This window comes from Streptomyces sp. NBC_00190, from assembly GCF_036203305.1.
In the GTDB taxonomy this organism is placed as follows: domain Bacteria; phylum Actinomycetota; class Actinomycetes; order Streptomycetales; family Streptomycetaceae; genus Streptomyces.
Map to the genome: position 1 here is coordinate 5,863,760 of NZ_CP108131.1, position 12,032 is coordinate 5,875,791.

Annotated in this window: 8 protein-coding genes and 1 riboswitch; of the genes, 4 read left to right on the top strand and 4 right to left on the bottom strand. The window is 71.2% G+C overall.

Annotation, left to right across the window (positions count from 1 at the left end; genetic code table 11):
• Positions 1-24: 24 nt before the first annotated feature.
• The 3 genes from OG429_RS28215 to OG429_RS28225 form a co-directional block, all read right to left on the bottom strand.
• On the bottom strand, positions 25-1,566 hold the full coding sequence (locus OG429_RS28215; RefSeq protein WP_328930453.1) for an IS1182 family transposase: 1,542 nt from the start codon (positions 1,564-1,566) through the stop codon (positions 25-27).
• Positions 1,567-1,670: 104 nt separating this feature from the next.
• Positions 1,671-3,725, bottom strand: a complete 2,055-nt coding sequence (locus OG429_RS28220; protein WP_328928043.1) for a restriction endonuclease — start codon at positions 3,723-3,725, stop codon at positions 1,671-1,673.
• Positions 3,726-3,833: 108 nt separating this feature from the next.
• A complete protein-coding gene (locus tag OG429_RS28225; RefSeq protein WP_328928044.1) occupies positions 3,834-6,287 on the bottom strand; it encodes a DNA gyrase/topoisomerase IV subunit A in 2,454 nt (817 codons plus the stop codon).
• 190 nt (positions 6,288-6,477) lie between these two features.
• Here OG429_RS28225 and OG429_RS28230 point away from each other — a divergent pair, with 190 nt between their 5' ends.
• From OG429_RS28230 to OG429_RS28245, 4 genes are all read left to right on the top strand, one after another.
• A complete protein-coding gene (locus tag OG429_RS28230) occupies positions 6,478-7,839 on the top strand; it encodes a M16 family metallopeptidase (RefSeq protein ID WP_328928045.1) in 1,362 nt (453 codons plus the stop codon).
• Between the two features lie 20 nt (positions 7,840-7,859).
• A complete protein-coding gene (locus tag OG429_RS28235; protein ID WP_328930454.1) occupies positions 7,860-9,227 on the top strand; it encodes a M16 family metallopeptidase in 1,368 nt (455 codons plus the stop codon).
• Positions 9,228-9,431: 204 nt separating this feature from the next.
• A riboswitch (cyclic di-AMP (ydaO/yuaA leader) is annotated at positions 9,432-9,590 on the top strand.
• Between the two features lie 13 nt (positions 9,591-9,603).
• Complete coding sequence (locus OG429_RS28240; RefSeq protein WP_328928046.1) at positions 9,604-10,407, top strand: M23 family metallopeptidase; 804 nt, start codon at positions 9,604-9,606, stop codon at positions 10,405-10,407.
• A 182-nt stretch (positions 10,408-10,589) separates the two neighbouring features.
• A complete protein-coding gene (locus OG429_RS28245) occupies positions 10,590-11,267 on the top strand; it encodes a GntR family transcriptional regulator (protein WP_328928047.1) in 678 nt (225 codons plus the stop codon).
• Between the two features lie 340 nt (positions 11,268-11,607).
• Here the strand turns inward: OG429_RS28245 and OG429_RS28250 are convergent, their stop codons facing one another.
• Positions 11,608-11,889: an HPr family phosphocarrier protein gene (locus tag OG429_RS28250; RefSeq protein ID WP_328928048.1), complete on the bottom strand. Its 282-nt coding sequence runs from the start codon at positions 11,887-11,889 to the stop codon at positions 11,608-11,610.
• Between the last annotated feature and the right edge of the window lie 143 nt (positions 11,890-12,032).

Below are 12,032 nucleotides of genomic sequence, written 5' to 3' on the forward strand. Positions count from 1 at the left end.
CCGTAGGCCGGGTGGCCCCTGGGTCTATGTGGTGGCGGGGGTGAGGGCCCAGGTGGTGCCGGTGTGGGTGAGTCCGAGGTTGATGAGGCGGCGGAGGTTTAGGGCGGCTGCCCGATTGTGGAGCCAGGTGTTGTTCTTGAGGACGCCGCGGTAGGGGACGCGGCGGTTGCCTCTGGCGACGAGCCAGGCGATGGCGCGTTCGACGGGTGGTCGCCAGCGGCGGTATTCGTCCTGCCATTCCTGGCTGGTGGCGGCCTGGTCCCGGGCGGCTTTGAGGAGGTCGTGCTGGGGATGGACACTGAAGACGCGTCCGGTCTTGGACCTGGTGCAGCGGTCGCGCAAAGGGCAATCGAGGCAGAGCTTCTTGAACTGGGCCTGGCGGTTGCCTCCTGCGAGGGGGCGGCCGAGGGGCTTGGTGTGGCCGGCCGGGCAGGTGACGGTCCCGGCCTGGGTATCGGCCTGGAAATCGTCCGTGCTGAATCCGCCGGGGACTGCCTGCCGCAGTGGCGGCGGCTTGATCACCAGGGTGTGGCCGTCGGCTTCGAGGCTCTGGCGGAGGTCGCCGGTGCCGTAGGCCGTGTCGCCGAGGACGGTCAGTTCCTGGTCCTCGTCGGCGAGGAGGTCTGGGGCGACGGCGGCCTCGTGGTTGTCGGCTCCGCTGCCGGCGGTGAGAGCGACCTCGGTGAACAGTCCCGCCTCGGGCTCGAACACGGCATGCGCACGGAAGCCCTCCTGATGGCGGGTTCGGTTCTTGTGGATGTGCCGGGCCTCGGGATCAATCGTGGACACCACGCGGTCGGGTGCGGTCCCCCGGGTGATGCGCCAGCGTCCGTCACGGCCGTCGGACTCCTGGGCCGGTTCGACGTCCTGGCCTGCGACCAGGGCCAGCAGGCCGGCCGCGTTCGCGGCCTTCTCGCCGAGTTCTTGTTCGGGCAGGTGGCCCAGCAGCCGCAGCGCGTCACCGACGAGGGCGTCCACCAGATCCGCCCTGGCCTGCTGGTCGTTCCAGGCGATCCTCGGTTTGCCCGGGTCGCCGTAGTCGTGGGCGGTGCACTGCACGGCCGCGACAGGTCCGGCGCCGGGGACCTCACGGATCACTGCCCGCACGGCGGAAATCAGCTGGGTGACGGTGTCCTGGGTGGCCACCGCATCGTCGAGGACGGTGGAGTCCAGTGCCCGCCGGTGCTTTCCCTTCAGCACGCCGGTGGCCTTCACGACCTCGCGCACCGCCTCGAAGACCCGGTTCGGGCGGGCCGAGCGGGCCAGGCGGCGGCGGAAGTAGGCCAGCAGCGAAGGATCGAACGCCATATCGTGCAAGCCGAGCCCACACGCGGCCTTCCACCGCAGGTCACAGCGTAATTCCTGGACCGTCTCGAAGTCCGACATCCCATGCAGGGCCTGCAAAGTGATCGCCGCGGCCAGAACCTGCGGAGGCATTGACGGACGGCCGTTCGCCGACGGATACATGTCCTCGAACATCACCGCGGGAGATAGCTGCCCACGGTGCTCGGCCAGGAACGCGAACACGCTCCCGACCGGGATTAACTCCCGGCACGTAGCCCACACATCCGGCCCGACCGTCTCCCCGACCCACTCCCCTTGAACCACGAAAACGAGTCTGCCCCGCCGCTCCCGCGGCGGGGCCAGAACCCAACATTTTCATCAGCCTTCTAGGCGACCTCCACGCCGTACTCCCGCAGCAGGTCCTCCAGCCCGCCCCGGTAGCCCTTGCCGCCGATCACGAAGTCCCAGTCACCGTTCGCCCGGCGCCGGAAGGACCCGAGCACCAGCGCGGTCTCGCCGGCCCGGCCGTCGGAGACCTCCAGCTGCCCGGCCTCCGCACCGGCCGCGTCCAGGAGCCGGATCCGGGCCTCGGTGAAACCGGCCAGGTCGGCGTGCGGATCGGCCTCCGGGTCGATCGCGGCCACCAGGACCAGGCGGTCGGCCGCCTGCGGAAGCGCCTCGAAGGCGACCTCCAGCGCCGCCTTGTCGGGCGCCGCGTGGGCGCGGGTCCGTACCGAACCGTCGGGTGTCCGCGGATTGTTGAAGAAGACGAAGTGGTCCTCGCTCAGCACCCGGTTGCCCGTGCAGACCAGCGCGCACACGTCGAGCGCGACCGAGCCCGTCCAGGACATGCCCAGCACGTTGTGGTCCGCCGAAGGGGCGGGCTCGGGCGTTCGCCGCGTCGGGACGCCCGCGGTGGCACCGTCTCCCAGACGCCCCCGCAACCCGTACTGGTGAAGCAGCTCCACGAGCTTGTCGCCGGGAACCAACTCCAGGGGCTTGCCGTTGGCAAAGGTGTACGACCCCGGCCCGAAGGACGCGGTGGTGACCAGCACCCCCTTGTTCGCCCCCTTGTCCTGGACCGTCCCGTACAGGTCCCGTACCGCCGTCGGCGGCACGGTGTTGCGGTAGCGCTTGACCTGCACCACGATCCGTCCGCCCCGGATCGGGGCCGGGTCCAGCGCCTCGACGTCCACCCCGCCGTCGCCCGACCGCTGGGTGGTCACCGCTTCCATGCCCATCGCCCGGAAGAGCTCGGCGACCAGGTTCTCGAAGGCGATCGGGTCCATCGAGAAGAGATCGGGCTCGTCCTCGTCGCCGCCCGCGTGCCCGCCGTGGCTGACGACGCCGCCGCCGACCTCGTCGGGCCTGCGCCCGGGGCGTACCGCGGTCAGCTGGTCGGGCCGCGCCGACAGCTGCCCGCGCAAGCCCTCCACCAGGCAGTCCACCGCGCTGACCTGCTCCAGCCGCAGGCCCTCGAAGGCGGGCCGGGCCACCGGCACCGTGGCGAGGACGATCTGTGCCTCGCGACCCGTCACCGGATCGTGGTCGTCCACGAAACCGTTGACGACCACCGAGTCCAGCGCCCCGAACTCGTCCGCGGCGTAGAGTTCACGCACCACCAGCAGCACGCACTGCGCCAGCAGGTCCCGGTACAGCGCCCGCCGCTGCGTGGCCGGGCGGGCCGTTTCCTTGTCCTGGCCCGTACTCGGCATGTACCGCACCGACTTGTTCTCCGGCACCACCGCGTACGGCGGCAGCTCCCAGTCCAGCACCAACTGGCGAGCACCAGGGTCGTACGCTGCCGTCACCTGCCTCGGCAGCGCCTCGGGCCAGGCCGTCGAGGCGTACAGGGCGGCCGAGAAGTACTCCACCACGGCCTCGGCGTCGCCCGCGCGCAGCCTCCCGCCGAGCTCGCTCAGCCCGCTGTTGTGCGCGCGGATCCCGGCCAGCTGCTCCGCGGCCCAGACGTCGTACTGCTGCCGGTACGCCGCCAACTGGCGCTGCCGCTGGGCCTCCGCCGCGTTCGCGGCCTGCCAGGCCTGCGTGTACCGGGCGTGCGCTTCGCGCTCGGCCTGCACCCGCCGGTTCGAGCCGAGTGTCCAGCCTGAGCTCTGCTGGAACTGGATCAGCTGCGGCATCGGCACGGGGTGCGCCAGGGTGCCCGGGTCGAAAGGTTCGAGCCGCTCGGACCGGACCAGCTCGGCCATCCGGAACGCCGGCGCCCGGCACCCCGTGGCCAGCAGGCTCTGCAGGGCGGCGACTTCCGCCTCGATGTGTTCCGTACGCCGTCGGGCCTCGGCCTCGCGGTACTGCCGGTCGGCGGCCTGCTGTTGGCGCCGCCGGCGCTCCGCCTCGCGCTGCTGGATCAACTGCGTCTGCTGTATCCGGCGCTGAGCCTCCGCCCAGTCCCCGATCACTCCGCCCGAGCGACGACTCATCAGCTCTGTTCTCCCGCCCCACCCGCCAGTGCCAAGAGGGAAAACACTAGTCGCCATTCAGGTGGTACGTCCCCCGTTGGGCGTACCACCTGAATGGCGTCGTACGTCCTACAGGGCGGCTCCCGCCAGCGCCGCGACGGCCGCGGGCAGCGCGGCCCCCGAGCCGTCCCGGCGCGGGTCCACGGCCGGCAGCTCGGCCGGAGTGCCGTTCGCCGACGCGGCCCGGATCGGGGAATTGCCCGCCCAGGCCAGTACCAGTACGTCCTCGCCCTTCAGGAACCGCTGGCAGCGCACGCCACCGGTGGCCCGGCCCTTGCGCGGGTACTGGTCGAAGGGGGTCAGCTTCGCGGACAGCACCGAGTCGTCCAGCGTCCCGTGCGAGCCCGCGACCGTGAACACCATCGCGTCCCGGGCCGGGTCGACGGCCGAGAAGTGGATCACCTTGGCGTTCTCGGAGAGCTTGATGCCCGCCATACCGCCCGCCGGGCGGCCCTGCGGGCGCACCTGGCCCGCCGGGTAGCGCAGCAGCTGGGCGTCGTCGGTGAGGAAGACCAGGTCCTCCTCACCCGTGCGCAGCTCGACCGCGCCGACGATCCGGTCGCCGTCCTTGAGGGTGATGACCTCCAGCTCGTCCTTGTTGGCCGGGTAGTCCGGCACGACGCGCTTGACGACGCCCTGCTCGGTGCCGAGCGCCAGGCCCTGCGATGACTCGTCCAGCGAGGTCAGGCAGATCACCTTCTCGTCCGCCTCCAGGCCGGTCAGGAACTCCGTGATCGGGGCTCCGCCCGCCAGGGCCGGTGCGGTCGCGGTGTCCGGCAGCTGCGGCAGGTCGATCACGGACAGCCGGAGCAGGCGCCCCGCTGAGGTCACCACGCCCACCTCGGCCCGCGCCGTCGCCAGTACCTGCGAGGCGATGAGGTCGTGCTTGGCGCGCTTGCCGTCGGCCTCCGCCAGCGGCTCACCGGTCACGGTGCGGGCCAGCAGGCCCGTCGAGGACAGCAGCACGCGGCAGGGGTCGTCCGCGACCTCCAGCGGAACCGCCGCGACCGCCGTGCCCGCCGACTCCAGCAGGACCGTACGCCGCTCGGTGCCGAACTTCTTCGCGACCGCCGCCAGTTCCGCCGAGACGAGCTTGCGCAGCTCGGCGTCGGACTCCAGGATCCCGGTCAGCTCGTCGATCTCGCCGGTCAGCCGGTCGCGCTCGGACTCCAGCTCGATCCGGTCGAACTTGGTGAGCCGGCGCAGCGGGGTGTCCAGGATGTACTGGGTCTGGATCTCGCTCAGCGAGAACCGCTCCATCAGCCGGGCCTTGGCCTGCGCGGAGTTCTCGCTGTCCCGGATGAGCCGGATGACCTCGTCGATGTCGATGAGCGCCACCAGGAGGCCCTCGACCAGGTGCAGGCGGTCGCGGCGCTTGGTGCGGCGGAACTCGCTGCGCCGCCGGACGACCTCGAAGCGGTGGTCCAGGTAGACCTCCAGCAGCTCCTTGAGGCCGAGCGTCAGCGGCTGCCCGTCCACGAGGGCCACGTTGTTGATGCCGAAGGACTCCTCCATCGGCGTCAGCTTGTACAGCTGCTCCAGGACGGCCTCCGGGTGGAAGCCGTTCTTGATCTCGATGACCAGGCGCAGGCCGTGCGAGCGGTCGGTGAGGTCCTTGACGTCCGCGATGCCCTGGAGCTTCTTCGAACCGACCAGGTCCTTGATCTTCGCGATGACCTTCTCGGGGCCGACCGTGAAGGGCAGTTCCGTGACGACGAGGCCCTTGCGGCGCGCCGTCACGTTCTCCACCGCCACCGTCGCGCGGATCTTGAAGGTGCCGCGGCCGTTCGCGTAGGCGTCCTTGATGCCCGCGAGCCCGACGATCCGGCCGCCCGTGGGCAGGTCGGGACCCGGCACGAAGCGCATCAGCGCCTCCAGGTCCGCGTGCGGGTAGCGGATCAGGTGGCGGGCGGCCGCGATGACCTCGCCGAGGTTGTGCGGAGGCATGTTGGTGGCCATGCCGACCGCGATCCCGGACGCGCCGTTGACCAGCAGGTTCGGGTACGCGGCGGGCAGCGCGACCGGCTCCCGCTCCTGGCCGTCGTAGTTGGCGGTGAAGTCGACGGTGTCCTCGTCGATCGACTCCGTCATCAGCGACGTGGCGTCGGCCATCTTGCACTCGGTGTAACGCATCGCGGCCGGCGGGTCGTCGTTGCCGAGCGAACCGAAGTTGCCGTGGCCGTCGACCAGCGGCAGCCGCATCGAGAAGGGCTGGGCCATGCGCACGAGGGCGTCGTAGATCGACGCGTCACCGTGCGGGTGGAGCTTGCCCATGACCTCGCCGACGACGCGGGCGCACTTCACGTACCCGCGGTCGGGGCGCAGACCCATCTCGTTCATCTGGTACACGATGCGGCGGTGCACCGGCTTCATGCCGTCCCGGGCGTCGGGCAGGGCACGGGAGTAGATCACCGAGTACGCGTACTCGAGGAAGGAGCCCTGCATTTCGTCGACGACGTCGATGTCGAGGATCCTCTCCTCGAAATCCTCCGGCGGCGGGGTCTTCGTGCTGCGGCGGGCCATCGCTGCGCGGCTCCTTAACCAAGAATGAGTGTGCTGGGGGTCTGACGCGGACCATTGTGGCCCGAGGCACCGACAACGCCGACTCCGACCCAGGGTGTGACCCGGGAACTTATCCGGCGGCCGACGCGCTTGCATACAGTGGCAGGTCTGACAGAAATCTCTGCATCGCGATCGAAGGGACCACATGCCCATGGGTCACACGGCCACAGCCCAGGCCGGCTCCGGCGGCCTGACAGCAACCGAACACCGGCTGGCCAACGGCTTGCGCGTGGTGCTTTCCGAGGACCACCTGACCCCGGTCGCCGCGGTCTGCCTCTGGTACGACGTCGGCTCGCGCCACGAAGTCAAGGGGCGAACCGGCCTGGCTCACCTCTTCGAGCACCTGATGTTCCAGGGCTCGGCGAGCGTACCGGGCAACGGGCACTTCGAGCTGGTCCAGGGCGCCGGCGGCTCCCTGAACGGCACCACCAGCTTCGAGCGCACCAACTACTTCGAGACGATGCCGACCCACCAGCTGGAGCTCGCGCTGTGGCTGGAGGCGGACCGCATGGGCTCGCTGCTGGCCGCCCTGGACGACGAGTCCATGGAGAACCAGCGCGACGTCGTCAAGAACGAGCGCCGCCAGCGGTACGACAACGTCCCGTACGGCACGGCCTTCGAGAAGCTGACCGCCCTCGCGTACCCCGAGGGCCACCCGTACCACCACACGCCGATCGGCTCCATGGCCGATCTGGACGCCGCGTCCCTGGAGGACGCGCGCGCCTTCTTCCGTACGTACTACGCGCCCAACAACGCGGTGCTGTCGGTGGTCGGCGACATCGACCCGGCGCGCACGCTCGACTGGATCGAGAAGTACTTCGGCACCATCCCCGCGCACGACGGCAAGCAGCCGCCCCGTGACGGCTCGCTGCCCGACGTCATCGGCCGGGAGCTGCGCGAGGAGATCGTCGAGGAGGTCCCGGCGCGTGCCCTGATGGCCGCCTACCGGCTCCCGCACGACGGCACCCGCGAGTGCGACGCCGCCGACGTGGCGCTGACCGTCCTCGGCGGCGGCGAGTCCTCGAGGCTCCACAACCGCCTGGTACGCCGCGACCAGACGGCCGTCGCGGCCGGCTTCGGCATGCTGCGCCTGGCCGGCGCGCCCTCCCTGGGCTGGCTGGACGTCAAGACCTCCGGCGGCGTCGAGGTGCCCGACATCGAAGCGGCCGTGGACGAGGAGCTCGCGCGGTTCGCCGCCGAGGGCCCGACGGCCGAGGAGATGGAGCGCGCCCAGGCGCAGCTGGAGCGGGAGTGGCTGGACCGGCTGAGCACGGTCGCGGGCCGCGCCGACGAACTGTGCCGCTTCGCGGTGCTCTTCGGCGACCCGCAGCTGGCCCTGACCGCCGTCCAGCGCGTCCTCGCCGTCACCGCCGAGGAAGTGCAGGCCGTGGCCGCGGCCCGGCTGCGCCCGGACAACCGTGCCGTGTTGGTCTACGAGCCGATCGGCGCGGACGCCGACGCCGACGAGTCCGACGAGAACGACGCGAACGAGAACGAAGGGGCGGAGCAGTGAGCGACACCGCAGCCGTCACGATGACCTTCCACCCGCGCCCGCAGGCCGGTGAACCGCAGCCGTGGGCCTTCCCGGCCCCCGACCGCTCGGTCCTGGCCAACGGCCTGACCCTGCTGCGCTGCCACCGCCCGGGCCAGCAGGTGATCGCGGTCGAGGTCAACCTCGCCGCCCCGCTGGACGCCGAGCCCGAGGGCCTGGACGGCGTGGCCACCATCATGGCCCGCGCCCTGTCCGAGGGCACCGACAAGCACTCCGCCGAGGAGTTCGCGGCCGAGCTGGAGCGCTGCGGCGCCACCCTCGACGCGCACGCCGACCACCCGGGCCTGCGGGTCTCCCTGGAGGTCCCGGCCTCCCGGCTGCCCAAGGCGCTCGGCCTGCTCGCCGAGGCCCTGCGCGCGCCGGCCTTCGCCGATGCCGAGGTCGACCGCCTGGTGCGCAACCGGCTCGACGAGATCCCGCACGAGCTGGCCAATCCGCAGCGCCGCGCCGCCAAGCAGCTCTCCAAGGAGCTGTTCCCGGCCTCCCTGCGGATGTCCCGCCCGCGCCAGGGCACCGAGGAGACGGTCGCGCGGATCGACTCCGCGGCCGTACGCGCCTTCTACGAGGCCCACGTACGCCCCGCCACGGCCACCGCGGTGGTCGTCGGCGACCTGACCGGCATCGACCTGGACGCCGTTGTCGCGGACACCCTGGGCGCCTGGACGGGCGGTACCGCCGAGCCCCTCCCGGTGCCGCCGGTGACCGCCGACGACACCGGCCGCGTGGTCATCGTGGACCGGCCCGGCGCGGTCCAGACGCAGCTGCTGATCGGCCGGATCGGGCCGGACCGGCACGAGCGGGTCTGGGCGGCCCAGGTGCTCGGCACCTACTGCCTGGGCGGCACGCTGACCTCCCGCCTGGACAAGGTGCTGCGCGAGGAGAAGGGGTACACCTACGGCGTGCGCTCCTTCGGCCAGGTGCTGCGCTCGACCGCCGACGGCAAGGGCGCCTCGATGCTCGCCATCAGCGGCTCCGTGGACACCCCGAACACCGGCCCGGCGCTGGAGGACCTCTGGGAGGTGCTGCGCACCCTCGCGGAGGGCGGCCTGACCGATGCCGAACGGGACGTGGCGGTGCAGAACTTGGTGGGCGTGGCCCCGCTGAAGTTCGAGACGGCGGCCTCGGTCGCCGGAACCCTCGCGGACCAGGTCGAGCAGGAGCTGCCGGACGACTACCAGGCGCAGTTGTACGCGCAGCTGGCCGAAACCGGGACGGTGGAGGCGACTTCGGCGGTCGTGAAGGCCTTCCCGGCGGACCGGCTGGTCACCATCCTGGTCGGCGACGCCGCGCAGATCGAGGCGCCGGTGCGCGCCCTCGGGATCGGCGAGGTGAGCGTCGTCACCAACTGACGGCGGCAGTCGGTCGACTGGCCGATTCACGCAGGGCCCTGGCGGGCTTGTCCGCCAGGGCCCTTTTGTCCGTTTGGTGGTGAGGTTGCTTTTATGTGGTGTGGCGTACGCAACAAAAAGGCGTGTCTGTTTGGCGATTGACTGATGATCCGCCTAGCGTCACTCGTGCTGTCCGTCAGTCGTACCCGTCGCATCCGCGGCACCGGGCAGCGATCGCCGAGTCCCCGTCAGGCGCGAGCCTGGGGAGCCGGGGACCCACATGTGTCCCTGGGGTGAATCGGACCGCCTCGCCAGAGGGGGCCCGTAGGAGACCTTCCTGCTCCGAACCCGTCAGCTAACCCGGTAGGCGAGAAGGAAGGAAAGGATCAACCCCTTCATGGCGTTTGGCAGTCGTCCCGCCGGCTCCGGTAAGCACCGTGGTTCCAGCCGTCTGAGCCGCAAGACCGCCGGCTACGCCGGCATAGCCGCCCTCGCCACCACTGGTGTCGTCGGCTCCCTCGCCGCTCCGGCCTTCGCCGCGGACAACAGCGACCACCAGTCGCCCCAGGACAACGCTCTCGGCGCCGTGGTCGTCGCCGAGGACCTCCAGGACGACATCCAGGACCAGGCCGCGTCCCAGCACCGCGCTGCCGAGCACGCGGCCGCCCAGGCTCAGGCCGAGGCCGACGCCAAGCAGCGGGCCGCCGAGGCCAAGCGCTTCGCCGAGGCCAAGGCGAAGGCCGAGCGCGAAGCCGCCGAGCGCGCGGCCCGCGAGGAGGAGCGCAAGCGCCTCAACACCTTCGTCGCACCGGTCGACGGCTCGTACGTCAGCACGCAGTACAAGGCGGGCGGCGGCATGTGGTCCTCCGGCAGCCACACCGGCATCGACTTCCACGCCGCCTCCGGCACCACCGTCCACGCGGTCGGCGCGGGCGTCGTGGTCGAGGCCGGCTGGGGCGGCGCGTACGGCAACAACGTCGTCATCAAGCACAACGACGGTACGTACACCCAGTACGGGCACATGTCCTCGCTGAGCGTTTCCGTCGGCGAGCAGGTCACCCCCGGCCAGCAGATCGGCCTGTCGGGCTCCACCGGCAACTCCAGCGGCCCGCACCTGCACTTCGAGGCCCGCACCGGCTCGCAGTACGGCTCGGACATCGACCCGATCGCGTACCTGCGCTCGCACGACGTCAGCCTCTGACGCGCACCGCACCGCTTCACCGAAGGCCCCGGCTCCCCGAGCCGGGGCCTTCGCGCTGCTCCGGCGGGCAAATGTTTCGCATTTCCGAGCGCTCTCGGAAATTATCGTGTGTTGCAATAGAGTCGAGTTGCGCACATGCGCGTCCAATGAGCGTGGCAGTCAGAAATAGCGGAGGTTCGGTCTTGCGTATTCCTGCGCACGCGGTATGCACGGCAATCCGCGACGACATCGTCTCCGGGGTCTTCGAACCTGGCGGCAGGCTGACCGAGGAAGTGCTGGCCCGCCGGTACGGAGTCTCGCGCGTCCCGGTCCGCGAGGCGCTGCGGACCCTGGAGTCCGAGGGGTTCGTGACCACGCGGCGCCACGCGGGCGCCTGTGTGGCCGAGCCGACCGAGCAGGAGGCCGCCGACCTCCTGGAGGTGCGGATGCTGCTGGAGCCCCTGGCGGCCGCCAGGGCGGCCCGGCGGCGCACCGAGGCCCACCTCAAGGTGCTGCGCGGGCTGGTCAGGCTGGGCCAGGAGCGGGCCAGGCGGGGCCAGGGCGAGGATCTGCGGTCCCTGGGCGGCTGGTTCCACGAGACGCTCGCGCAGGCCTCCGGGAGTCCCGGGCTGGTCGCCCTGCTCACGCAGATGCGGCACAAGGTGGCGTGGATGTACGTGGTGGAGGCGCCGGCCCGGCCGGTGGAGTCATGGGCGGAGCACGGGGCGATCGTGGACGCGGTGGCGCGCGGGGACGCGGAGCGGGCCCGGGCGCTGACGGCGGTCCACGCCGACCGGGCGACGGCCGCGCACCGGCCGCGGCTCCGGCCGACGGTGAGCACTTCGCAACCTTCCGTAAACATGGCGAGCGGCCGGCATTAACAGGGCCCGTATACAAAGGGACGTATCCGGGCGCCGCTGCCGGGATTTCCGGGGTGCGTGAATTTGTTGCGCGCCGAATTCCCGTGGAGTCGGATTCCCGCGCCGGCGCATTTCCGGGCTGCCGCATTTCCGGGCTGCCGCATTTTCGTGGCGCCGAATTCGCCGTGCCCGCAGCGCTGCCGTGTTTTCGCGTGCCGTATTCCGTGAAGCCGGGGGGAACCGGGTGAAGCCGGATGGAGCTGGGCGGAGCTGGGTGGACCCGCGAACGCCGGAGCCGCGGCCCCGGGGTGGTGGGGGCCGCGGCTCCGGCGGGTGTACCGCGTGGGTCGAACCCGAAGGGTCAGACGGTCTCGGGGAGCTCCTCGAGACCCTCGGCGACCAGCTTCGCGAGGCGGTCCAGTGCGACCTCCGCGCCGTCGGCCTCGGAGGCGAGGACGATCTCCTCGCCGCCCTGGGCGCCCAGGCCCAGAACCGCCAGCATGGAAGCGGCGTTGACGGGGTCGCCGCCGGCCTTGGCGATGGTCACCGGGACGCCGGAAGCGGTCGTCGCGCGGACGAAGATCGAGGCGGGACGAGCGTGCAGGCCCTCGGCCCAGCCGACGTTGACGCGGCGCTCTGCCATGGTGATGCCCTTCAGGTTCTTACGGTTGTCTAGACCAGTCTCTCACGACGCCCGGAATGCTCCGACCGGCCTTCGGCTCGGATCTCCCGCCGTTCGGCCTCCCCCAGCTTGCACCGTTTTGCCCCAGCCTGCCTAATGCGCCG

What these genes read in the sequence shown, in the direction of transcription:
- OG429_RS28220 (WP_328928043.1), bottom strand. Translation starts at nt 3,725, where the DNA reads ATGAGTCGTCGCTCGGGCGGAGTGATCGGGGACTGGGCGGAGGCTCAG.
- OG429_RS28225 (WP_328928044.1), bottom strand. Translation starts at nt 6,287, where the DNA reads ATGGCCCGCCGCAGCACGAAGACCCCGCCGCCGGAGGATTTCGAGGAG.
- OG429_RS28230 (WP_328928045.1), top strand. Translation starts at nt 6,478, where the DNA reads ATGGGTCACACGGCCACAGCCCAGGCCGGCTCCGGCGGCCTGACAGCA.
- OG429_RS28235 (WP_328930454.1), top strand. Translation starts at nt 7,860, where the DNA reads ATGACCTTCCACCCGCGCCCGCAGGCCGGTGAACCGCAGCCGTGGGCC.
- OG429_RS28240 (WP_328928046.1), top strand. Translation starts at nt 9,604, where the DNA reads ATGGCGTTTGGCAGTCGTCCCGCCGGCTCCGGTAAGCACCGTGGTTCC.
- OG429_RS28250 (WP_328928048.1), bottom strand. Translation starts at nt 11,889, where the DNA reads ATGGCAGAGCGCCGCGTCAACGTCGGCTGGGCCGAGGGCCTGCACGCT.